This is a genomic window from Macrococcoides bohemicum, assembly GCF_016865215.1.
Lineage (GTDB): Bacteria > Bacillota > Bacilli > Staphylococcales > Staphylococcaceae > Macrococcoides > Macrococcoides bohemicum.
The window spans coordinates 1,209,836-1,234,267 of sequence record NZ_CP054482.1; the positions used below are offsets into that span (position 1 = coordinate 1,209,836).

A 24,432-nucleotide genomic window follows, 5' to 3' on the forward strand; every position below is an offset into this window, starting at 1 on the left:
CTTAGTTATACTATAAATATAAATCTTTTTCAAGAGTACAACTGTATTTTTGAGAAAAACAGGAGGTTGCTATGAAACAATTAAAGATTGGTTTACTCGGTTTAGGGACAGTAGGAACAGGTGTTGTTCGTATCATTGAAGAAAATAAAGAACAAATTAAAGAAAAATTAAATACTGATTTAATTATCACCGCTATTGGTGTTCATAATATAAATAAACAACGCGATATAGAGGTAGATCAATATCATTTAACAACAGATTTAACATCAATCGTGAATAGTGATATTGATATTCTTATCGAAGTGATGGGTGGTATTGATGGCACGTATGAGCTAATAAAAACAGCATTACAGAATAAAATTCATGTAATTACTGCAAATAAAGATTTGCTTGCAGATCGATTAGAATCATTAGAAAATGCTTCTCGTGAATCAGGTGTCTCATTAAAATATGAAGCAGCAGTAGCTGGAGGTATTCCAATTATCAATGCGTTGAACTACGGTTTAAGTGCAAATGGTATTACGCATTTTATGGGTATATTTAATGGAACAAGTAATTTTATTTTAAGTAAGATGAGTAATGAAGGACAGTCTTATGAAGAAGCTTTGAAAATTGCTACTGAATTAGGATATGCCGAAGCAGATCCAACAGCAGATGTCGATGGTATCGATGCGCAAAGAAAAGTAGTGATTATGAGCTACTTAGCGTTTAATCAGTTCAATAAATTACAGGATTGTTCTGTAGAAGGTATTCGAGAAGTGCGCTTAAATCATATAGAGCTGGCAAAACAACTTGGATATCGCATAAAATTAATCGGTAACGGTTTATATGATGGAAAACAAGCTAAGTTATCTGTTGCACCAACAGCTATTCCACATTCTCACCAATTAGCACATGTTGAAAATGAATATAACGCAATCTATATTGACGGCAATGCTGTAGGTGACACGATGTATTATGGTAAAGGCGCTGGAAGTCTTGCTACTGGTAGTGCCGTAGTCAGTGATTTACTACATATTATTGAAATGATTGATACTGATAATCATAATTTACCGCTTCATCTTGAAGTAAATACTAAAGCGGTACAATCTAATCAATCATACAATATGCTGCTAATGATTGATTTATTTGCTGATAGTAATGTCGAAACAATATTAAAGGATATCAAACATTCTCGTTATATCGTTCAGGACGGCATTGTTGCACTTGAATGTAATGAATTTAATGCACAGGATTATGAGATGATTAAAGAATATTTAGGTCAATTAAATGAAATATACAAAATATACAGAATCGAAGGTGTTTAGCATGAAAAGATGGAATGGATTACTGGAAGAATACAAAGCCTATTTACCGATAAATGAAAATACAGCATTACTAACATTGAATGAAGGAGGAACGCCATTAATTCATATGCCATATCTTTCTGAAATATTAGAGAATGAAGTGTATGTAAAAGTAGAAGGTGCTAATCCTACGGGTTCTTTTAAAGATAGAGGTATGGTAATGGCGGTCGCAAAAGCGAAAGAAGAAGGTAAGGAAATCGTTATCTGTGCATCGACTGGTAATACTTCAGCATCTGCTGCAGCTTATGCAGCTCGTGCTGGATTAAAGACTGTTGTTGTCATTCCTGAAGGTAAGATTGCCATGGGTAAACTTGCACAGGCTATTATTTATGGCGCCGAAATTGTATCGATTGAAGGCAACTTTGATGAAGCGTTAAATATCGTTAGAAAAGTGAGTGAAATAAGAGATGATATCGCACTTGTAAATTCAGTTAATCCATATCGTCTTGAAGGACAAAAAACTGCTGCTTTTGAAGTGATAGAGCAACTTGGTGGATCACCTGATATTTTGGCAATACCAGTAGGTAATGCCGGAAATATTTCTGCATACTGGAAAGGTTTTAAAGAATATGCAGAGAAGCATAATACTTCATTGCCACAAATGTTTGGTTTTCAGGCTGAAGGGGCATCACCTATTGTTAAAGGCCATGTCATTGATAAGCCGGAGACAATTGCTACTGCGATACGAATAGGAAATCCTGCCAGCTGGATCCTAGCTGAAAATGCACGTGATGAATCTTCAGGCTTAATCGATGCAGTTACTGATGAAGAAATATTAGATGCTTATCAATTAATTACGAGTAAAGAAGGCGTATTTGCAGAACCTGGTAGTAACGCAAGCATCGCTGGATTAATTAAGATGCATAAAGAAGGTAAACTTCCGAAAGGCAAACGAATCGTCGCAGTATTGACGGGTAACGGACTGAAAGACCCACAAACAGCGATAGATACAATCGAAGTTCAACCTAAAGTATTAAAGAATAAAGAAGCAGCAATAATAAAATATATAGAGTCGGTGATTTAAATGTTATATATAAAAGTGCCCGCATCTACATCAAATTTAGGCCCAGGATTTGATTCATTGGGGATGGCGGTTAACCTATATTTAGAGTTAGAAGTTTCAGAAAATGATGTTTGGGATATTCAGCACTTTGGTGAGGAACTTGCAGATTTAGAAAATAATGAAGAACACTATATTCGTAAATACTGTGCATATTTTATGGAGAAATTTAATTTACAAACTAAAGCCTTTTCTGTTGTAATGCATACAGATATCCCTTTAGCAAGAGGGTTAGGGAGTTCAGGATCGGCATTAATTGCGAGTCTTGAAATCATTGATTACTTTTATGGACTAAATTTGTCGAAAGAGGAGAAAGTAAGTCTATTATCTGAAATTGAAGGCCATCCGGATAATGTTGCACCAAGTGTATTGGGTGGTGTTGTGGTTGGTTATTATAATGCGCATCTCAATACTACAAGAATATTGCAGGTTCCTGTTATTGAATGGCCAATTATGGTGGTTATTCCGGATTATGAACTAAAAACAAGTGAAGCACGTGTAGCCTTACCTGAAAGCTTACAATATAGTAAAGCTGTTGAAGCGGGTGCAATTGGAAATATGCTTATTGCAGCATTGTACGCAAAAGATTACGTTACTGCCGGTCAAATGATGATGCAGGATGTTTACCATGAGCCATATCGCAAACATTTAGTACCACATTATGAAATGGTGAGAGCAGCAATTAACGGGGATTGTTATGCATTTTTAAGTGGTGCAGGTCCATCCATCTTCGTCGTATGTCACCCAGATCATTTCAATGAAAACTTTAAACAACTCAATCAGTTACAAAATTGTGAAGTTAAACACATTCAAGTAGATGTTAATGGTGTTATTGCATACGAAAAATAACCATTTTATGATACGATAACTGTATTAAATGATTTGGAGTGAAGAAAATGTTATATAAAATGATTGTTTTAGATATGGATGATACACTTTTAACATCTGACAATACTATTCTTGATTCAACGAAAGATGTCTTGATAGAAGCGCAGGAAAAAGGTATCAAAGTTGTGCTTGCATCTGGCCGACCAACTGGTGGTATGCTTGATGCAGCGAAACAATTGAAACTTGCTGAATATGGATCATATATCTTAAGTTATAATGGGGCTGAAGTGACAGATATGCAAACAGGAGAACGTATTGCAGAGACATATGTCAGCAAAGCATCGTTCGATGAAGTTTATGATTACTTAAAGGCGCGTGATGTCTTTGTATTAACATATATCGATAACACAATCGTTTACGAAGGTACACATGAATATATGAATGTTGAACATGAATTAACAGGTCTTCCGATGCAACCTGTTGATAACTTAAAAGCATTTGTACAAAGTAACGTTCCGAAATTAATGGGTGTTGATGACATCGATAAAATTAGTGCGATGAACGAGACAATAGGTGGTAGATTTAACGATGATATCCATGCTACAACTTCTAAACCATTCTTCCTTGAGTTTATGAATAAAGATGTATCTAAAGGTAAAGTTTTAAAACAGCTCGTTGATAAGTTAGACATTAAACCGAGTGAGGTTATGGCTTTCGGAGATAGTAATAACGATAAGGATATGCTTGAATTTGCAGGACTTGGGGTTGCGATGGGTAATGCAAATGACAATATTAAAGCAATCGCGGATGTTATTACAGACGATCATAATCAGGATGGAATCGCACGCATTGTTAAACAATATCTATAATAAAAAAACGCAGGTCATTAAATTAATAAGGTGCTGAACCCTTAATTTGAGACATAACAAAAAAGCATCTCAATTAGGCTGCTTGTTTTCGATATTCTATCGGAGATAAGTAGCCTAATTTTTGTTGAATTCTATTTTCATTATAATTCTTGATGTATTTCTTTACAATTTCTTTTACAATGTAATTAGAGCTATTTCGCTCACTGTTTAAATAGAATGTTTCAGACTTTAGCGAGGAATGGAAACATTCAATACAGGCATTATCAGCAGGTGTCGCTTTTCGCGACATTGATCTGATAATGTCTTTTTCTTTGCATTCATCATAATAATCTTTAGAGCTATAAACACTTCCTTGGTCGCTATGTAAGATGCATCCCTTCGGGAGTTCTATTTGATTTAGTGTATCTAAAACAAACTTCGTGTCTTGTTTATCGTTTATTGTGTAAGCGATGATTTCCCCATTATATAAATCCATAATCGATGATAAATAAAGCATTGTATTACCAAATGGTAAATATGTTATGTCTGTTACCAACTTTGTTAAAGGTTTATCGGTTTTAAAATTGCGATTTAAGATATTATCTGTAATATAGTATGGCTTGCCCAATTTTTGTTCCTTTTTAGCTCTAGCTCTGCAATTCCAATTATTTTTTTGCATTATTCTTTGAACACGCTTATGATTTATTGGCTGTTCAGAATCACGATTAATTATGTTACAAATTTTTCGATAACCGTAGGTAAAATTATTATCTTTGCATATTTGCCCAATCTTTTTCTCGAGATGATAATTTCTATTAGAAGCATGATTTCTCCATCTGTAAAATGTTGAACGTGCTACTTGTAGTGCAGATAACAATATTTCTAAGCCATATTCACTTCTTAATGATTCAACCAATTCTACTACAATCTCTGGTACCAACTCCTTTGTAATTCCTTGTACTTTTTTAAGACATCTAACTCCGCATCTTTCCTTCTTATTTCTAATTTTAATTGTTCAATCTCATCGAGTTCTTGAATTCCCTTAGAATAACTATATTGTTTTCCAACTTGTTGATCGAATCGATGTGTTTCTCCATTTCTGTACCATCTCCACCATGTTTCAACTTGGGTTTTATTTCTAATATTTAATTCATCCATTATTTCTTTTGTACTTAAGCCAGCGGCTTTGAGTTGAACACATTTCCATTTAACATCACTTGAATATGAAACTCTTTTCATAATAAAAACACTCCTATCAAATTCATTTTAATATGAATTCAACAAGAGTGCTTTTTTATTTTGTCTCACTAAATGGGGTCAGTTCCATAATGACCTGCATTTTTTTTATCGATTATACTGATACCCTTTTAATAGTGCATAAACGATGTCTAGTGTAGGGGTACTTAATTGATGATGTCTTGCACGCTCATAAATATATCCCTGAATAAACTCATATTCTGTTAATGCATTTTCTAGTACATCATAATACATAGATGTGCCCATATGATCAGGATAGCCCTTATATATACTGATTATTTCATCTATCGTATCATCGTTAAATGACAATCCGTCTTTATTTGCCACTGTGATACCTTCTTTTAATAACTGAATTAAAGCCTGATTAACTTCCACTACTTTTAATATTTGTGCGGTATTTTTCGTTAATGCCGTCATTGAGTTGATGCCGAGATTAACAAGCAGTTTAAACCAGATTTGTTGAAGATAATCATCGCTAATCGATATATCAAGGTCTGTATTTAGAAATATCGATTGCAGTTTTTTTGTATGCACATCGTTCGGCAATACAAGTCGATTATCTCTAAAATATATTACGATATCATCTTTTTTCTGTCCGCTAATATAGACGACTGCATGGAAGGTGTTAGGATGCGTTATTCGCTCTGTTTGAGAGTAACCATTCTGGCAAATGATAATAATTGTTTCAGGGTGCGTTATATTATCAATATAGGGTATGATGTCTTTTAATGTATATGCTTTTGTTGTAATAAATATGACATCGTATTTTTTAGATGATTCTATTAGCATTTGTGTATTGTAGGGTAACGATATTTTTTTATTATCTATTTGTAAGTTGATGCCTCTGTTTTTTGTCGCAAATATATCGATATTAAGAGATTTATCGTTTGATATGAGATGCAGGATAATACTTCCGACAGCACCAGCACCAATAATTGCTATATTCTTCATCATAATTCTCCTCGTATAATAAATTATTTCACTAATATATTATTATATTAAACTATACACATACTCCTTTACACACTATAATGTATATACTATCAAAAAAGGTGTGAAGAATTTGAGAACAACTCAAGATTTATACAAGATGAAACAGAACGGTGAGAAGATTACGATGCTGACTGCGTATGATTATCCAAGTGCAAGACAAGTTGAAAAAGCAGGTATTGACACGATACTTGTTGGAGATAGTCTAGGTATGACAGTGTTAGGATATGATACGACAGTACAGGTTACACTAGATGACATGATTCATCACGGACGAGCAGTGCGTCGTGGTGCGCCGAATACATTTGTGATTGTTGATATGCCGATAGGTAGTGTCGGCATCAGTATGGAACAAGATTTGAATAATGCATTAACGTTATATCAAGCAACAAATGCGAATGCAATTAAAGCAGAAGGTGCACATTTAACAGATTTCGTTGCACGTTGTAAACAAATTGGGATACCAGTTGTCGCGCATTTAGGATTAACGCCACAATCTGTTGGTATTATGGGTTATAGTGTACAAGCGAAGACTAAAGATGCCGCAACACAACTCATTGAAGATTGTAAAGCGATGGAGGCTGCAGGTGCCATCATGATCGTATTAGAAGTGATTCCAAGTGACTTAGCTGAGACAATTAGTCAGTCAGTGAACATTCCGATTATTGGTATCGGTGCAGGAAATGGTACGGACGGGCAAGTGCTTGTGTATCATGATGTCTTGCAATATGAGCAAGAGCACCGTGCGAAATTCGTAAAAGTATATGGCGACTTTTCTAGAGGTGTTGATGCCATAAAACAATTTAATGAAGAAGTAAAATCAGGCGTATTCCCAAGTGAGGAATACACATACAAAGCTAAAATTATGGATGAATTAAATAAAGGTGAGGTTTAAAATTGACTAAAAAAATAACAACGATAAAAGAAATGCAAAGTATCGTTAAGGCGTTAAAAAAAGAAAATAAAAGTATCGGACTTGTACCTACGATGGGTGCCTTACATAAAGGTCATATGACATTAATGAAACGTGCACAAAGTGAGAACGATGTTGTCATTGCAAGTATTTTTGTGAACCCATTACAATTTGGCCCGAATGAAGATTATGAGGATTATCCAAGACAAATTGATCAGGATCAAGCATTTTTAGCTGAGAACGGTATTGATTATGTATTTGCGCCAGAACCAGAAGAAATGTATCCAAGACCATTGCAAATACAACTGACAGTAGGTGCGATGGCGCAAGTATTAGAAGGTGCGAAACGACCAGGTCATTTCGATGGTGTCGTAACGGTTGTGAATAAACTCTTTAATATTGTTCTACCAGATAAAGCGTATTTCGGGAAAAAAGATGCGCAACAACTTGCGATTATTGAACAAATGGTTGCAGAGATGAATCATTCTGTTGAAATCGTAGGGATAGATATAGTGCGTGAAGCAGATGGGTTGGCAAAAAGCTCAAGGAATGTTTATTTAACTGAAACTGAGCGCACAGAAGCGGTCGCATTATCACAAAGTTTAAAAGTTGCGAAGACATTATACGATAATGGTGAGCGCAGTGTTGAAGTGATTGAAAATGCGATTAAAACATATTTATCACAACATACAGCGGGTTTTATTGATGAAGTAGCCATTTATAGTTACCCTGAGCTTAAGCAAGTTGCTATGATTGAGTCACAAGTATTTATTTCACTCGCTGTAAAGTATAGTAAAGCAAGATTGATTGATAATATTATTTTAAAGGATGAACAATAAGTGATTAGAACAATGATGAACGGTAAAATTCACCGTGCACGCGTTACAGAAGCAAATTTAAACTATGTTGGTAGTATTACCATTGATCAGGACATATTGGATGCAGTAGACATTTTACCAAATGAAAAAGTACAAATCGTCAATAATAATAACGGTGCTCGTCTTGAAACGTATGTTATATCTGGAGAAAGAGGAAGTGGCGTTGTTTGTTTAAATGGTGCGGCAGCCCGATTAGTACAAGTTGATGATATTATTATCATTATTTCTTATGCACAATTAAACGAAGAAGAATTGAAACATCACGAACCCAAAGTAGTGGTGATGGATGAGAATAATAAGATTAAATCATTGCTGCATGAAACTGCACATACAATCGTTTTATAAATAAAGAGACGTCTTATGACGTCTCTTTATTTTGGCGTATGAGTCCATGTATTGCTGCCACGTAGTCGTTTCGTATGCGCGAAAAGATTGTCAGCAGCATAATCTTCGTTTGTATATACTGAAATATCATAAAATACCATATGATCTTCAAATGGTTCAGAGAGATAAGTATCTTTTAAATGTTCAAATAAACGGTGCATTGCAGTAATATCTAAACTTGAATATTCTCTTAATATTTTTTTGATGATTTGCCCATTCTTTTCGTAGACACCTTGTACGACGATAACAAATTTTTCATCTGTTTTTAATACATTATCAAATAGGTTCGTTTGTCCTGCACTCATCCTAATCACTCCTTTGTTACTTTAATTATACAAAGAAACCCTTTACAATGTACAGTACATTGTAAAGGGGTGATTTTATAGCTGATGTTCTTCTAAATTAATTTTTTGTGCTGGGATAACATTAACTTTACGTATAACTTTATAAGAGAAATATACGGCTAAAGCAACCATTAATGGTAAGAATGATTCAAACACTTTAACCCAGTTCATTGCCTGAATATCAGCAAATGATTGACCAATCATCAAAAAGGCGATGGTTATAAGGACAATTATCGGACCGACTGGATATAGTGGTGCTTTAAATGGTAACAACTGATTAACACTTTTTCCTTGTGCTTTTATTGCTTGACGCAAACGTATATGACTAATGATACTGATTGCCCATACAATTAAGATTAATGAACCAACCATGCTCAGTAGCTTACCATAACCACCCATATTTATATTGGCATAAATTAATATGATAATGATAAATGTTGTTGTTACAAATAACGCATTGAACGGCATTTTATTCTTATTTAAATTCCCTAAGAAACGAGGAGCCTTACCATCCTGACTTAAAGAAAAGAGTAATCTGCTCGTTGCATATAAACCTGAATTACCAGCACTTAAAACTGCTGTTAAAATAATTGTATTCATAACTGAAGCAGCAAACAGAATCCCAACTTTTTCAAAGATAATTGTAAATGGGCTCATCGCAACATCGCTATTTTGATTTAATAATCTCGGGTCTGTATAAGGAATAATACAAGCGATAATAAATATTGAACCGATGTAGAATAATAAAATTCTCCAGAAAACTTGTTTGATTGCTTTCGGCATTGATTCTTGTGGGTTTTCTGATTCTCCTGCAGTTACAGCAACTACTTCAGTACCACCAAAAGAGAAACCAGCAACAACGAGTACACCAAGCAAACCAAGAATACCGTTATGGAAAGGTGCATCTCCGATAGAGAAATTTTTAAATCCGATAGGTTCTCCACCGATAATACCGAATATTAATAATAATCCCATAATTAAGAAGATAATAATCGTCGCTACTTTAATAATACTGAACCAGAATTCAGCTTCACCAAATGATTTTACTGAAAATGCATTTAATGCAAATAATAAAGCTAAAAATATAAGACACCATATAAAAGGATGAAGACCTCCAAAAATTTGCCAGTAACTTAATACTTGTGAAGCAGTTAAAATATCAACACTTGTTACTAAACTCCAGATAATCCAATATAACCAGCCTACTGTAAACCCGGCAGCAGGATCAATAAAACGACTTGCATATGCATTAAATGCCCCAGATACAGGATAAAATGTAGCGAGTTCTCCGAGTGCTGTCATCAGAAAATATATCATAATTCCGATAATTGCATATGCGACGATTGCACCACCAGGTCCTGCCTGTGAAATTACAGCACCACTTGCCATAAATAAACCTGTACCAATAGAGCCTCCGATTGCAATCATTGATATATGACGCGTTTTTAAATCTCTATCCATCTGTTTCTTTTCCATAACAACACCTTACTTTCTTTCGCTGATTTATAAATATAAATGATAATATGTTTAATATTGTATGGCTATTCTTTAAATTTATCAAGTAAAAGTTTTAATGCGTTTATGCTTTTATGCATTAAAGTATAAGAGGAGCACTTAATGACGGCTTTTTCAACTGTAATAAATTTAAGAAATAATTAAATTGCTTTATCAGATAATCTAGATTATAATAATTATAAATAAGGCGATTTCAAATCGTTATTATCAAGGAGGAAATTTATATGACAGAGAATAATAATCAGTTAAGAGGGTTGTTTGGCGCACCAGTTGGAGACAGAGAAAACTCTATGACAGCAGGTCCTCGTGGTCCTTTAGTAATGCAGGATATCTTCTTTTTAGAACAGATGGCGCATTTCGATCGTGAAGTAATTCCTGAAAGAAGAATGCATGCAAAAGGAAGTGGAGCATACGGAACATTTACAGTGACGCATGATATCACAAAGTATACAAATGCTAAGATTTTTAGTGAAATTGGTAAACAAACACAAATGTTTGCTCGATTCTCAACAGTTGCTGGTGAACGTGGTGCTGCTGAAGCAGAACGTGATATCCGTGGATTTGCACTTAAATTCTATACTGAAGAAGGTAACTGGGATTTAGTGGGTAATAATACGCCGGTATTCTTCTTCCGTGATCCTAAGTTATTTGCTAGTTTAAATCACGTTGTTAAAAGAGATCCAAGAACAAATATGCACAATCCGGAAAGTAACTGGGATTTCTGGACTTCATTACCAGAAGCTTTACATCAAGTTACAATCTTGATGAGTGACCGCGGTATTCCTAAAGGTTTCCGTCATATGCATGGATTTGGTTCTCATACTTACAGTATGTATAACGATGCTGGAGAGCGTGTATGGGTGAAATTCCATTTCAGAACTGAGCAAGGCATTGAAAATTTAACTTCAGAAGAAGCAGTGCAAATTATTGCGACAGATCGTGAATCAAGTCAACGTGACTTATACAATGCGATTGAAGCGGGAGATTTCCCTAAATGGAAAATGTATATTCAAGTGATGACTGAGGAACAAGCAAGCAACCATAAAGACAATCCTTTCGACTTAACAAAAGTATGGTATAAAGGTGAGTATCCATTAATACCAGTTGGAGAGTTTGAATTAAATAGAAACCCTGAGAATTATTTTGCTGAAGTAGAACAAGCTGCATTTGCTCCGACAAATATTATCCCAGGTTTAGATTTTTCACCTGATAAAATGTTACAAGGTAGATTATTCTCATATGGTGATGCGCAAAGATACCGTTTAGGTGTTAACCATCATCAAATTCCTGTAAATGCGCCTAAAGCAGTTACAGGTGGATGTCCATTCTCGAGAGATGGTGCAATGCGTGTAGATGGTAATTTAGGTAGTCATACAAATTATTATCCAAATCAGTATCAACACCATCAGGATGATGCAAAGTATAAAAAACCTGCACTAGCAGTTGATAGTGCAGTATACGAATGGAACTTTAGAGAAGATGATGATAATTATTTCGAACAACCTGGAAGATTATTTAATATTTTATCTCCAGAAGAACAGAAACGTTTATTTATCAATACAGCTAATGAAATGAAAGATGTTTCAACACCAATTAAACATCGTCATATTAGACATTGCTATAAAGCAGATCCATTATACGGACAAGGTGTAGCAGCTGCCATGAATATTGATATAAATGAAGTTGATTTAACAGTGGAATAAAAGTATCTTTAAAGCCTGCACCCAATTTGGGTGCAGGTTTTGTTGTTTCAATTGAATGTGTCGTCAAAAGAGAATTGAAGTCACTTATGAAGTGAAAATGACATTAGATAGTGAGTAAGTGTCGTCAAAAGAGAATTGAAGCCACTTATGAAGTGAAAATGACATTAGATAGTGAGTAAGTGTCGTCAAAAGAGAATTGAAGCCACTTATGAAGTGAAAATGATAAAAGTTTGTGAGTAAGTGTCGTCAAAAGAGAATTGAAGCCACTTATGAAGTGAAAATGAAAAAAGGGTTTGAGTAAGTGTCGTCAAAAGAGAATTGAAGTCACTTACGAAGTGAAAATGATAAAAGTTTGTGAGTAAGTGTCGTCGAAAGAGAATTGAAGTCACTTACGTAGTGAAAATGATAAAAGTTTGTGAGTAAGTGTCGTCAAAAGAGAATTGAAGTCACTTACGTAGTAAATGTCTATTATTATGATTGACATGTGATGCTCAAAACATATAAATAAAATAGGCATCCACTATCGGATGCCTTGTGTCGTATTGATATATATACACAATAATATTGCACGTTTAACGATAATTATTTTGTTTCACGATGTAAAGTGTATTTTTTTAATCTTGGGCTGTATTTCATTAATTCAATACGCTCAGGATTATTTCTTTTATTTTTCTTTGTGATATAGTTACGATCTCCACATTCTGTACAAGCTAAAGTTACATTTACTCTCATTTTTATACGCTCCTTTAAATTTTATTTAATATTTTTATAAATAACATCTGCTTCAACTGGTTCAGCAACTGTGAACTGTGGAAGCGGATCATTAAATGTTGACCAATCTTGTTTCATCTCATCATCAGTTAACAGACAATCATCTAAATCCTGAATAATTTGTTCTTTATTCATCTCAATACCAATGAATACTAACTCAGTTTGACGGTCACCATATTCACTATGCAATCTTGCTTTTAAAGTAGGGTCTTCCATCATTTCAGCCTGGATATCAGTTTCATTATAAGTTGCTATCCATTCACCAGCACCTTGAATTTGCAATGAATTTCCTGCCTGAGAAAGCAATCCACACATATTATTTCGAGATGCAAGCCAAAAGAATCCTTTTGATCGAATTATATCTAATGAGAAATGTTCTAGGAGATGCATAAATCTCTCAGGATGGAATGGGCGTTGTCTTCGATATACGAAAGAAGCTATCCCATATTCTTCAGTTTCTGGTGTGTGTTCTTCATTTAATTCTTTAATCCAGCCTGCTGCCTGACTGGATTTTTCGAAATCAAATAGACGTGTATTTAAGATGTTATCTAGTGCAATATTTGAATTTTCAGTTCGATAAATTTTAGCTTCTGGATTCAATTGATGCAATAATGCTTCTAATTCTTTTAAATCTTCAATGTGTACAAGGTCACATTTATTTAATAGAATAACATTTGCAAATTCAATCTGATCGATTAATAAATCAATAACTTCGCGTGTGTCAGATTCGTCGTTCGCCATTTTTCGATCAATTAGTGAATCGCCTGATGCATAATCATCCCAGAAACGGTTAGCATCTACAACGGTTACCATCGTATCTAAAATAGTCGTATCAGCTAAATTAATATTGAGCACTTCATCATTTAAAGTTAATGTTTGCGCAACAGGTACAGGTTCTGAAATACCCGTAGATTCAATAACAATATAGTCTAACTGATTGTTTTTAACTAATTTATCAATTTCGATTAATAAATCTTCTCTTAATGTGCAGCATATACAACCGTTTTGAAGTTGTATCATTTTTTCGTCTGTACGTGACATGTGTACTAAGTCAGCATCGACATTCACTTCGCTCATATCATTAACAATTACCCCGATTTTTTTATTTTCGTTATTAGTAAGGATATGATTGAGCAACGTCGTTTTACCACTGCCTAAGAAACCACTTAATACTGTAATAGGTACTTTCAAAATCTTACCTCTAATTCGTAATCTTTACGATTTATAATGATACGCCCTGAATGAATTTTTGTAAAGCTTTTTTATTAAATTTTTCTTAATACTTTTTCTTCTATATAATGGAGATATTACTTGTTATAATAAAATGTATTTATATAGACCTTGATATATTGGATTAAAATGATATAGGGATAAAAAATAAAAAATTAGTGATTGATTTCTTATAAAATAAGGTTTAGAATGTTAAAGCGTAATGATTACGAAATAGGAGATGAACGTATGAAGAAGTTATTTTCATTATTATTAATTGCAACATTAGTATTGATGGCTGCATGTGGTAATAAAAGTAGTGACAAAGAGTCTGGCGATAAACTACAGGTTTATACTACAGTCTTTCCATTCAAAAGTATGATAGATCAAATTGGTGGTGATCATGTCACTGTATCGAGTATCTATCCAAATGGTATCGATATACACACTTATGAACCAACACAAAAAGATACGATGCGTATTGCTAAAAGCGATCTTTTCTTTTATTCAGGTGATGAATTAGATCAGGTGAGTGCTAAAATAGCGAAGGTAATTAACAAAAAGGATAAGACAGTTCAACTTGCAAAAGATATTGATGAGCATGATTTATTAGCAAGTGAAGAACATGATCATGATCATGAAGCGAAACATGAACATGAACATGATCATGACCATGGCGCACATGACCCACATGTTTGGCTTGATCCAGAAATGAATAAATCATTTGCAAAAGTGATTAAGGATGGGTTAATTAAAAAAGATAAACAGCACGAAAAAGAATACATTAAAAACTATGAAAAACTAGTTCAAGATATCAATGAAATTGATAAACAGTTAAAAACAATTACAAAAACTAAAAAGCAGGATAGTGTATTTATTTCACATGATTCAATAGGTTATCTTGCGAAACGTTATGGCTTTAAACAAGAAGGTGTTTCAGGTATGAATAATGAAGAACCTTCTCAAAGTGATATTATTAATATGATTAATATTATCAATAAATCAAAAGCAACAGTAATACTTTATGAACAAAATATTACAACAAAAACTGTTGATATTATTAAAGATAAAACGAATGCTACTGTTGTTCCATTCCACAATATGGCTGTGTTAACAGATAGGGACAAAAAAGATGTAACGTATCAGGATCTTATGAAAATAAATATTGAATCCCTAGATAAGGCACTTAACAATAAGTAAAAGAATTATAATGTATGTCAGAGATAAAAATTTGAGTTCGGAATAACCGAACTCAAATTTTTGTTTTACTTGTATAAAATGGTATGCTATATTATTAATCGTAACAATTACGATTTATGACATGTAAATCGGGACAGATTTAGAACATGAAAAAATAACAGCAGAACTTGATGCATGTTTATAAAAAACGAATGAAATCGATGAAGCGTGGGAAAGTTTTGTTAATCCTTATGGATGGCAAATCAGAAAAATATAAACTAAAGGAGAAATTATGGCTAAAAAATCAAAAATTGCAAAAGAAGCTAAAAGACAAGCATTAGTAGAACATTACAGAGGGAAAAGAGAAGCATTAAAAGCAGCAGGAGATTACGAAGGTCTTCAAAAATTACCAAGAGACTCAGCACCTTCAAGACTTACTACACGTTGCCAAGTAACTGGAAGACCGAGAAGTGTTTATCGTAAATTCGGATTATCTAGAATAGCTTTTCGAGAACTAGCGCATAAAGGACAAATTCCAGGCGTGAAAAAAGCGAGCTGGTAATTAATATAAAATAAGAAGAAAGACGAATGAGTTAATTTAATTCATTCGTCTTTTCATTATATACAACTTTACTTTTATTCTAAACAGTAGTAAAGTTTCTATTGGATAAATGATAATAATAAAGTTTTAGTAATGAAAAATTCTATATTATTCACAAAATATAACAAATGATTAGAGGTTTTATTTATGCAGGATGTATTTGATTATGAAGATATTCAACTTATACCTAATAAATGTATCGTAAAAAGTCGTTCTGAATGTGATACATCAATTCAGTTTGGTCCATTACGTTTTCGAATTCCAGTTGTACCGGCAAATATGCAGACAGTTATCAATGAAGAACTTGCTGAGAAGTTTGCGCAAAATGGCTATTTTTATATTATGCATCGATTTGATGAGGCAGCAAGATTACCATTTATCAAAAATATGCACGAAAAAGGTTTATATGCATCGATTTCTGTAGGTGTAAAATCATCTGAATATGATTTTATTAAAACACTGGCCAATGAAAATATTGTACCTGAATATATCACAATTGATATTGCACATGGTCATTCTGATCAGGTGATTGAAATGATTCATCATATTAAAAGATTGATTCCGGAAACTTTCTTAATTGCAGGTAACGTTGGTACACCAGAAGCAGTTCGGGAACTTGAAAATGCAGGTGCAGATGCTACTAAAGTTGGTATTGGACCAGGTCGTGTGTGCATTACAAAGATAAAAACTGGCTTCGGAACAGGTGGATGGCAACTTGCAGCATTAAGATTATGTTCAAAAGCTGCGCGTAAACCGTTAATTGCCGATGGTGGCATTCGTACACATGGCGACATCGCTAAATCGATTCGTTTTGGTGCTTCTATGGTGATGATTGGATCATTACTTGCGGCGCATGAAGAATCACCAGGTGAAACGATTGAAAAAGATGGTAAACACTATAAAGAATATTTTGGTAGTGCATCAGAATTTCAAAAGGGCATTCGTAAAAATGTCGAAGGTAAAAAGCTATTCGTTGAACGTAAAGGTTCCTTAAAAGAGAAACTCATAGAAATGGAACAGGATTTACAATCATCCATTTCATACGCAGGTGGAAAAGACCTTAAAGCAATAACAACGGTAGATTATGTTATTGTGAGAAACTCTATATTTAATGGAGATACAGATTATTAAGCAATTCGTACAGAAAAAGAATTAAATTTGATATAATTAAAAACATACACGCTGTGTATGTTTTTAATTTATAGAGGTGTTACATGAAGCAAATATTGTCATTTTGCCTAGTAATTTTATTTATACTTATATTTCCGCTTAGCTTTCTTCAATTACCCGATAAAATCATTTTGAATATGAAGTCTGAATTACGTGCATTGATTAAAGATAATCATTTACTTACAGAGAAACCGGAAAAAGCAAAAAATATGAATGTCGGCAAAATTAAAATGGGGATGACCCAATCACAAGTTAACCGTATTTTAGGTGAGCCGCATGAGCAATTGTTAAATGAATATCAACAGTACTGGACGGTCTATCATAGAGATTATGATGACTTTATGCTGGTTATGTATTTAAATGGTAAGGTGAGTGGTGTCTATTCCAATCAGAATATGGTAGTAACTGATAAAGGTTTAAAGTACGGTTTGACACGCGAAAATGTTGAGAAAAAACTAGGTCAGCCGTTGGAAGTTTTTCAAGGTAAAGATTATCAACTTGCTTTAGACAATAAAGAAAGTGCGATTTATCAGGATGGACAGTACTTTGTTACAATTTATTATGATAAGTATCGTAATAATACAGTAAGTGGAATAAAAATTATTAATAAGTCAATTGATCAGTTAAAGAAAAATTATTATGCTTATCCAAATGACAATTTAGAAAAGGATTATGCGAGGTTACACTTTGAGTTAACAAATTCGACAAGAAAAATGTTTGGTAAGCAAATACTTAATGTGTATCCTGAAATTGCTAAAGTTGCTAATACACATGCCAAAGATATGGCTGAACATCATTATTTCAGTCATACAAATAAACAGAATGAAACACCATTTGACCGTATTAAAAAGGCAAATTTAAATTATAGCGTAGCTGGTGAAAATATAGCATACGGTCAAGTTTCACCCATTGAAGCGCATCATGGATTGATGAATAGTATAGGTCATAGAAAAAATATTCTGAAACAGGATTATATGAATTTAGGCGTAGGAGTAGCATTCAACGACAATAATCAACCATTCTATGTAGAAAACTATATTACGCAATATAAATAAGAACATAATTTATTTTAAAAAGGAGTTTCAAATGAAAGAAAAAATATCTGCTTCATTATTGATAACAACTGAAGACAAAATATTAGTACAGGATTTCGGAAATAAACAAATGAAATTACCAAGTGTGGTAAAATCCGGCCAATCAACAATTAAGAGCACTGCAGAACAATTTGCACGTAAATTAAACCACGATATTAAAGTTGGAGGGATATTGTTTGTCGTTGAAGAGAAAAAAGAATTTAAGACATGGTTCTCGAAAACGATGGCTAATGATACAGCGTTTGTATTTAATGCTAAAAATAAACAAGAATTTAAAGTTCGCGCACCATATGCCTGGTTAGACTTTGACTATTTAGATCAACTTGATATCGCAGAAGAGTTAAAACATTTAATTGTTTCAAATCAAGTGATAAAATCAAGTGTGCCACTAATTAATTTACATAAATAATAAGCGCAAAGGGAGAATAAATGAAATCATACTGGATTAATTTACCTGTTGCAAATGTAAAAGCATCAACTGAATTTTTTAGAAATATTGGTTTTGAGATTAATGAAGAACGTTCTAATGATGATACATTAGCTGGAATAATGGTTGGAAAGCAAGTAATTTGTTTATTTAGAAAAGATATACTGGAAGGTTTTATGGGACGTGAAAGTAGAAGAAGCTCCGATTATCCCGAAACGATCATTTCTTTTGATATGGAGAGTAATGAAGCAGTTGATGAATTAGCAAATTTAATAGCACAAAATGGAGGGAAAGTATTGAGTCCTCCAGGTAAGAAAAATGGTTATTATGGCATAATGTTTGCAGATTTAGATGATCATTTATTCAATGTTATCGTAATGTAGAAATAAAGGTAGGAATTATTATGTATCGTTTTATCGTAATATTATTATTATTAATGAGTTCACTTTTATTGATATTTATACCATTTATTCATGGAAGAGGTCAGTTAAATTTATACGTACAGATGCTTTTGTATGTTACAACCTTACTTGGATTATATATGAGTGCTTTATTTGGTAATGTAAAACATAGAAAGTTATTTGTTGGATTAAATCTCGTAATTGTGATATTAATTATTTCAATGCATACATTCAACTTCTGGATAGCAAAATAAAAACCAGGAACTTATCCTAAAATGATAAGTTTCTGGTTTTTACTAATGAGCTAACATTTCTTCTTTTACTTCTTCGCCTTTTAAATCACTTGGATAATATGTTGGCCAATTTTTCATTTCTTTTAGTAACTGTGCACGATTATTACCCATATATATATGATAGTGTAATGCTTTTTCAGGTGCGATAATGTGGTCGCTAAATTGTATAAATTGTGGTGCAGCATCATCACCGCTCACTTTTTCAAAGATAAACCGTACACCGCGGTTGCCTGCTTCATAGTTTAAAATTTCTTTACCATCGTATGTGTATTCCGCAGTCGATTTTTCTTTTCCCTTGTAAAATAATATAGCTTTTTCACCGATGTTAATTCTTGTTACATCAGTCTTATAGCCTGTTGTATAGTATGCTTTATATTCCTTAGCTGATTTTGAATCATCCTCTTCTGCTTTATGTTCGAAAACTTCATCTAAAGTACCATCTTTTAAATAAGGGTATACGGATTGCCAATCACCTTCCCAATCTGTTAATGGACGATCTTTTACTTGCTCATCCTTAAATATACCCTTATAAATATTCTCTTCTTCTTTCGTCATTTCGTGACCACCATGTGAATGACCGTGATCATGAGCATGTTCGCTTTGTTCTTTTTCATGATCATGTGCATGCTCTTTTGAAGTCGTTTTCTCATTCGTTAAGTTAGAAGTTGTCTCAGTTTTATGTTCTTGTTCTTTATCATTTTCAGTGTTAGCATCCTGACAACCTACTAATAATACGCCTAATGATAAGATTCCTAAACCTTTTAACATACTTTGCTTCATAATATTTCTCCTTTTCGTAATCATTACGATTTAATACTAAAGCAAAGCGATATAATTGTAAATAGGAATTATTACTATTTAAACAAAAAGTTAATTAAATTATGAAAAGATGGTATGATGAACAACATATAATATAGTAAAGAAGGGTTGAAATGTCTAATTATCACATCAAGATACTCGTTTTGTTTATTTATGCTTTCATTTTATTCATATGTCGTTATGGCCTAATGATTATTGATGATAAGTTAACAATATTATTACTCGTATTAGGATTTGGGGCTGTGGCGATATTAAATAAGAGGAAGTAAATATCAATATGAACACAAAAATAAAAGCTTAAGACATGTGAATATACACATTGTCTTAAGCTTTGTTTAATTTAATAAATATTTAATCAGTAACGATCAATAACATCAACGTCTTTTGGCATAAATAGTGCAAGAATAAGATAGATTGTAAATGTTGGGATATGCACAGTTAAGAATGAAACAAGAATAAAGATAACACGGAGTAGTGTTGAATCCATGTTTAAATATTCAGCAAAACCACCTAAAACGCCAGCTAAGTATCTATCAGTTGTAGAACGTGCTAATTTTCTTTGCATGTCATTCGCCTCCTTACTTTTATTATATCAAGCATGAGGAAAGTTATAAAATTTTCTGAAGTGAAAAAGTGAAATATTTGTATATTTTTAATATTTGTTGTAAAATATTAGTAGATAAGTATATACAAATTGCTACTTCCTGTATAAAAAAGCAATACATCGATGTTTGATTCTTTTCATTTTGGGTATATTTTCTAAGTAAGCCTTTTGTAATGAATATTCATTATAAGAATGAGATAAGGGGATAGTACGATGGAAACAAAAGCAAAAGAACATAAAGACATATTAGAACAAGTAAAAGAAATCATTGGACGTAAGTAATCTTAATAGAAAATCAGTATTCAAATGTTTTAACAAATATAAACAAAACTAAGAGCGAATGACTATAGTCATTCGCTCTTAGTTTTTTAAAATTCTCTAAACAATCCAACTACTTTTCCTAAAACAGTTACAGAATCTAAATAGATTGGATCCATAGAACTATTTTCCGGTTGTAATCGATAACGATTATTTTCTTTATAGAATCTTTTAACAGTTGCTTCGTCTTCTTCAGTCATAGCCACAATAATATCGCCGTTCTCTGCAATAGACTGTCTTCTAACAATCACTTTATCTTTATCATATATGCCGGCTTCTATCATACTTTCACCTACAACATCTAAAATAAAGATGTCACTATTATGACTACTTGTAAAGTGAGCAGGTAAGGGAAAATATTCTTCCACGTTCTCTATCGCAGTAATAGGAACACCTGCAGTTACTTTACCGATAACCGGAACGTGAATTGTTTCTGAATAATCAGCAGGCGTTTCATCCTGTACAATTTCTATCGCTCGTGGCTTAGTTGGGTCTCTTTTAATATATCCTTTTTCTTCTAATCGAGAAAGATGTCCATGAACTGTTGAAGATGAAGCCAAACCTACCGCTTCTCCAATCTCTCGAACACTAGGTGGATATCCTTTAGTTGATACAACATGTTTCAAATATTCATATATTTCTTCTTGCCTTTTAGTTAGTTCTCTCATTTATAAACACTCCTTAGCATTGGTGTTATTTGTATTATAGCATATACGTTCGCATGTAACAAACATTTGTTCGTGTTTTTATTGACATAGAACAAACGTTCTGTTATTGTATAAATACAAACAAACGTTCTAGGAGGAATTAACTATGACAGTTACTATTTCAAAGGAATTTATGATGTATTTACTATTATTTATTGTAATTACAGTCTTCGGCCTTTTATATATGACGCAATCTCATTATATTTATGAACAGACTTCACCAGGTATTACAGAACAAATAAGCGAACAAAATGATGTTCGTAATGATACAGAACAAACGATACATGATCCAGTGCAAAATGGAGAGGTTTTAGGTGTTGTAAATTAAATGTACATATAATTTTTTACTTAAGCGAGTGTGACCAGTTGGTTTCACGCGCTTTTTTTGGTATCTTTAAATGGAAAGGAATGAGGATATGTTAGAACAAGAAAAAATGAATAGAATAAATGAATTGGCACGAAAAAAGAAGAATGAAGGTTTAACTGAAGAAGAAGGCAGAGAGCAAACGTTATTACGTAAAGAATATCTTCAGACTTTTCGAAATAGCTTCCAGAAAACGATAGAGAACGCAAAGGTAATCGATCCTGAAGGCAACGATGTTACGCCTGAGAAAGTGAAAGTAATTCAAAGAAACAATAATTTAAGAGATTAAAAATTAAGAAATTGAGTTAACAATAATTAAGCAGTATATTAAATAATATAAAATACAAAATAAAGGAGAAATAAATATGTTTTCAAAAGAAGATCAACTTGCAATTGACACGATTAGAGCATTAAGTATCGATCAGATTGAGGCTGCTAATTCTGGTCACCCTGGTTTACCGATGGGGGCTGCTCCATTTGCTTATACATTATGGACGCGTCATCTGAACTTTAATCCAAGCTCAACGCATTTCTTTAATAGAGATAGATTTATACTTTCTGCTGGTCATGGCTCTGCATTACTATATTCTTTATTGCATGTTTCAGGTGGATTAGCACTAGAGGAACTGAAAAACTTTAGACAATGGGATTCTAAAACACCAGGTCATCCGGAATTCCGTCATACTGAAGGTGTGGAAATTACAACTGGACCATTAGGACAAGGTTTTGCGATGAGTGTTGGTTTTGCGATGGCAGAGAAGCATTTAGCTGCTACGTATAACAAAGATATTGATATCGTGGATCATTATACGTATGCATTAGTTTCAGATGGAGATTTAATGGAAGGTATTTCGCATGAAGCTGCCAGTTTAGCAGGTCATCTTAAATTAAATAAACTGATTGCTTTATACGATTCAAATGACATTTCTTTAGATGGAGATCTTGACAAAGCATTTTCTGAGGATGTAAAAGGTCGCTTTGAAGCTTATGGCTGGGAGCATATCTTAGTTGAAGATGGTAATGACTGTGAAGCGATTGATAAAGCTATTACGCAAGCAAAATCTTCAGACAAACCTTCAATTATTGAAGTTAAGACAATCATCGGATATGGTTCACCAAACCGTCAGGGAACAAATGGTGTGCATGGTGCGCCACTTGGTAATGAAGAGAGAATTTTAGCATTTGAAACATATGGATTAGATGCAAACTTAAAATTTGAAGTACCACAATTTGTATATGACATCTTTAATGAAACGATGTTAAAACGTGCAAATGAAGCTGAGGATGCATGGAATAAAAAATTTGCTGAATATAAAGAAAAGCAACCAGAACTTGCAGCTCAATTAGAGTTAGCGATTAAAGGTGAACTTCCAGAAGGTTATGATACTGAATTGCCAAAATATGAAGTAGGTAAATCTGCTGCTACAAGAAGTACTTCTGGTGATATGATTCAAGCAATCGCTAAATCAGTACCATCATTCTTTGGTGGGTCTGCAGACTTAGCATCATCAAATAAATCGAATGTTAAAGATACAGCAGATTTCTCAGCAGAATCTCCAGAAGGTAAAAATATTTGGTTCGGTGTCAGAGAATTTGCAATGGGTGCTGCTTTAAACGGAATGGCTACTCACGGTGGATTAAAAGTATACGGTGCGACATTCTTCGTCTTTAGTGACTATTTAAAACCAGCTGTAAGATTATCTGCGCTAATGGGATTACCTGTAACGTACGTATTTACACATGATTCCATAGCAGTTGGTGAAGATGGTCCAACACATGAACCAATTGAACAATTAGCTGGATTACGAGCAATACCTAACTTAAATGTGATTCGCCCGGCAGATGGTAATGAATCTCGCATCGCCTGGAAGATTGCATTGGAATCAAAAGATGTACCTACAGCGTTAGTATTAACACGTCAGAACCTAGACGTTACAGATGTATCTGAAGATGTATTAGAAAAAGGTGTGCGTAGAGGTGCTTATGTAGTTTATCAATCAGAGACACCTGAATATTTACTGATTGCGACAGGTTCAGAAGTTGGACTTGCTGTTGAAGCAGCAAAAGCCCTAGAAGCACAAGGTAAAGGAGTACAAGTTGTTTCAATACCGAATACACGTGTATTTGATTTGCAGGATGATAACTATAAAGAAGAAGTAATGCCAAGACATTTAACAAAACGTGTTGCAATTGAAATGGGTGCCACTGCTGCATGGTATAAATATGTGGGGTTAGATGGTAAAGTAATTGGTATAGACAAATTTGGTGCAAGTGCTCCAGGAGAACTCGTAATGGAGAAATACGGATTTACAGTAGATAACGTTGTTAGAGAAATTTTAGACTTATAATATAAAGATTAGAAGATCAAGAAGGCTGAAGCAGTTCAGTCTTCTTTATTCTTGATAAATA

28 protein-coding genes are annotated in these 24,432 nt (G+C 33.4%); 19 read left to right on the forward strand and 9 right to left on the reverse strand.

All coding sequences use genetic code 11. The features are described from left to right. Positions 1-71 precede the first annotated feature (71 nt). The 4 genes from HT586_RS06195 to HT586_RS06210 are packed head-to-tail and all read left to right on the forward strand — an operon-like array spanning position 72 to position 4,103. Positions 72-1,307, forward strand: a complete 1,236-nt coding sequence (locus HT586_RS06195; RefSeq protein WP_203545408.1) for a homoserine dehydrogenase — start codon at positions 72-74, stop codon at positions 1,305-1,307. 1 nt (position 1,308) lies between these two features. Continuing rightward, positions 1,309-2,370: a threonine synthase gene (gene thrC, locus HT586_RS06200; RefSeq protein WP_203545409.1), complete on the forward strand. Its 1,062-nt coding sequence runs from the start codon at positions 1,309-1,311 to the stop codon at positions 2,368-2,370. After that, the gene (gene thrB, locus HT586_RS06205; protein ID WP_203545410.1) at positions 2,371-3,255 is read left to right on the forward strand and encodes a homoserine kinase; all 885 of its coding nucleotides are present in this window, start codon (positions 2,371-2,373) and stop codon (positions 3,253-3,255) included. A gap of 47 nt (positions 3,256-3,302) precedes the next feature. Next, entirely contained in the window at positions 3,303-4,103 is an 801-nt protein-coding gene (locus HT586_RS06210) for a Cof-type HAD-IIB family hydrolase (RefSeq protein WP_096076622.1), read from the forward strand. Between the two features lie 73 nt (positions 4,104-4,176). Here HT586_RS06210 and HT586_RS06215 read toward each other — a convergent pair. Continuing rightward, positions 4,177-5,324 (reverse strand): IS3 family transposase gene (locus HT586_RS06215; RefSeq protein ID WP_203546551.1). Its coding sequence is split into 2 segments (ribosomal slippage): positions 4,177-5,054 and positions 5,054-5,324, totalling 1,149 coding nucleotides; the frame shifts between segments, so codons are not numbered across the junction. 102 nt (positions 5,325-5,426) lie between these two features. Next, on the reverse strand, positions 5,427-6,290 hold the full coding sequence (locus HT586_RS06220; protein ID WP_133354104.1) for an oxidoreductase: 864 nt from the start codon (positions 6,288-6,290) through the stop codon (positions 5,427-5,429). A gap of 112 nt (positions 6,291-6,402) precedes the next feature. Here HT586_RS06220 and panB point away from each other — a divergent pair, with 112 nt between their 5' ends. The 3 genes from panB to panD are packed head-to-tail and all read left to right on the forward strand — an operon-like array spanning position 6,403 to position 8,465. Next, positions 6,403-7,224, forward strand: coding sequence for a 3-methyl-2-oxobutanoate hydroxymethyltransferase (panB, locus tag HT586_RS06225; protein WP_203545411.1), 822 nt, complete (start codon positions 6,403-6,405; stop codon positions 7,222-7,224). A gap of 2 nt (positions 7,225-7,226) precedes the next feature. Further along, a complete protein-coding gene (gene panC, locus HT586_RS06230) occupies positions 7,227-8,081 on the forward strand; it encodes a pantoate--beta-alanine ligase (RefSeq protein WP_096076619.1) in 855 nt (284 codons plus the stop codon). Beyond that, a complete protein-coding gene (gene panD, locus HT586_RS06235; RefSeq protein WP_096076618.1) occupies positions 8,082-8,465 on the forward strand; it encodes an aspartate 1-decarboxylase in 384 nt (127 codons plus the stop codon). 26 nt (positions 8,466-8,491) lie between these two features. Here panD and HT586_RS06240 read toward each other — a convergent pair whose 3' ends face one another. Then, positions 8,492-8,809: a hypothetical protein gene (locus tag HT586_RS06240; RefSeq protein ID WP_096076617.1), complete on the reverse strand. Its 318-nt coding sequence runs from the start codon at positions 8,807-8,809 to the stop codon at positions 8,492-8,494. Positions 8,810-8,884: 75 nt separating this feature from the next. After that, positions 8,885-10,324, reverse strand: a complete 1,440-nt coding sequence (locus tag HT586_RS06245) for an amino acid permease (protein WP_203545412.1) — start codon at positions 10,322-10,324, stop codon at positions 8,885-8,887. Positions 10,325-10,587: 263 nt separating this feature from the next. Here HT586_RS06245 and HT586_RS06250 point away from each other — a divergent pair, with 263 nt between their 5' ends. Further along, complete coding sequence (locus HT586_RS06250) at positions 10,588-12,066, forward strand: catalase (protein ID WP_203545413.1); 1,479 nt, start codon at positions 10,588-10,590, stop codon at positions 12,064-12,066. 582 nt (positions 12,067-12,648) lie between these two features. Here HT586_RS06250 and rpmG read toward each other — a convergent pair. Further along, complete coding sequence (gene rpmG / locus HT586_RS06255) at positions 12,649-12,798, reverse strand: 50S ribosomal protein L33 (protein WP_096076614.1); 150 nt, start codon at positions 12,796-12,798, stop codon at positions 12,649-12,651. A gap of 21 nt (positions 12,799-12,819) precedes the next feature. Further along, positions 12,820-14,028: a GTP-binding protein gene (locus HT586_RS06260; RefSeq protein WP_269152230.1), complete on the reverse strand. Its 1,209-nt coding sequence runs from the start codon at positions 14,026-14,028 to the stop codon at positions 12,820-12,822. 267 nt (positions 14,029-14,295) lie between these two features. Between HT586_RS06260 and HT586_RS06265 the strand changes: the two genes are divergently transcribed. From HT586_RS06265 to HT586_RS06295, 7 genes are all read left to right on the forward strand, one after another. After that, a complete protein-coding gene (locus HT586_RS06265; protein ID WP_203545414.1) occupies positions 14,296-15,246 on the forward strand; it encodes a metal ABC transporter solute-binding protein, Zn/Mn family in 951 nt (316 codons plus the stop codon). A 271-nt stretch (positions 15,247-15,517) separates the two neighbouring features. Beyond that, on the forward strand, positions 15,518-15,787 hold the full coding sequence (rpsN, locus tag HT586_RS06270) for a 30S ribosomal protein S14 (protein ID WP_111745058.1): 270 nt from the start codon (positions 15,518-15,520) through the stop codon (positions 15,785-15,787). Positions 15,788-15,973: 186 nt separating this feature from the next. Beyond that, on the forward strand, positions 15,974-16,957 hold the full coding sequence (guaC, locus tag HT586_RS06275) for a GMP reductase (RefSeq protein ID WP_203545415.1): 984 nt from the start codon (positions 15,974-15,976) through the stop codon (positions 16,955-16,957). A gap of 83 nt (positions 16,958-17,040) precedes the next feature. Continuing rightward, on the forward strand, positions 17,041-18,051 hold the full coding sequence (locus HT586_RS06280) for a CAP domain-containing protein (RefSeq protein ID WP_096076609.1): 1,011 nt from the start codon (positions 17,041-17,043) through the stop codon (positions 18,049-18,051). A 31-nt stretch (positions 18,052-18,082) separates the two neighbouring features. Beyond that, positions 18,083-18,499 carry a hypothetical protein gene (locus HT586_RS06285; RefSeq protein WP_203545416.1) on the forward strand — a complete coding sequence of 139 codons (417 nt, stop codon included), beginning with the start codon at positions 18,083-18,085 and terminating at the stop codon, positions 18,497-18,499. Positions 18,500-18,519: 20 nt separating this feature from the next. Then, the gene (locus HT586_RS06290) at positions 18,520-18,900 is read left to right on the forward strand and encodes a VOC family protein (RefSeq protein ID WP_096076607.1); all 381 of its coding nucleotides are present in this window, start codon (positions 18,520-18,522) and stop codon (positions 18,898-18,900) included. A gap of 20 nt (positions 18,901-18,920) precedes the next feature. Next, the gene (locus tag HT586_RS06295; RefSeq protein WP_096076606.1) at positions 18,921-19,172 is read left to right on the forward strand and encodes a hypothetical protein; all 252 of its coding nucleotides are present in this window, start codon (positions 18,921-18,923) and stop codon (positions 19,170-19,172) included. Positions 19,173-19,214: 42 nt separating this feature from the next. Here HT586_RS06295 and HT586_RS06300 read toward each other — a convergent pair whose 3' ends face one another. Further along, a complete protein-coding gene (locus tag HT586_RS06300) occupies positions 19,215-19,991 on the reverse strand; it encodes a metal-binding protein ZinT (protein WP_203545417.1) in 777 nt (258 codons plus the stop codon). Positions 19,992-20,143: 152 nt separating this feature from the next. On the opposite strand from HT586_RS06300, the gene HT586_RS06305 reads away from it, so the two are divergent. Continuing rightward, entirely contained in the window at positions 20,144-20,299 is a 156-nt protein-coding gene (locus tag HT586_RS06305) for a hypothetical protein (RefSeq protein WP_203545418.1), read from the forward strand. Positions 20,300-20,385: 86 nt separating this feature from the next. Here the strand turns inward: HT586_RS06305 and HT586_RS06310 are convergent, their stop codons facing one another. Beyond that, positions 20,386-20,595, reverse strand: coding sequence for a PspC domain-containing protein (locus HT586_RS06310; RefSeq protein ID WP_111745052.1), 210 nt, complete (start codon positions 20,593-20,595; stop codon positions 20,386-20,388). Positions 20,596-21,002: 407 nt separating this feature from the next. Further along, complete coding sequence (lexA, locus tag HT586_RS06315; RefSeq protein ID WP_096076603.1) at positions 21,003-21,620, reverse strand: transcriptional repressor LexA; 618 nt, start codon at positions 21,618-21,620, stop codon at positions 21,003-21,005. A 145-nt stretch (positions 21,621-21,765) separates the two neighbouring features. On the opposite strand from lexA, the gene HT586_RS06320 reads away from it, so the two are divergent. From HT586_RS06320 to tkt, 3 genes are all read left to right on the forward strand, one after another. Then, complete coding sequence (locus tag HT586_RS06320; protein ID WP_188017458.1) at positions 21,766-21,987, forward strand: hypothetical protein; 222 nt, start codon at positions 21,766-21,768, stop codon at positions 21,985-21,987. Between the two features lie 88 nt (positions 21,988-22,075). After that, complete coding sequence (locus tag HT586_RS06325) at positions 22,076-22,312, forward strand: DUF896 domain-containing protein (protein ID WP_096076601.1); 237 nt, start codon at positions 22,076-22,078, stop codon at positions 22,310-22,312. A gap of 76 nt (positions 22,313-22,388) precedes the next feature. After that, positions 22,389-24,371, forward strand: coding sequence for a transketolase (gene tkt, locus HT586_RS06330; RefSeq protein ID WP_203545419.1), 1,983 nt, complete (start codon positions 22,389-22,391; stop codon positions 24,369-24,371). The last annotated feature ends 61 nt before the right edge of the window (positions 24,372-24,432 follow it).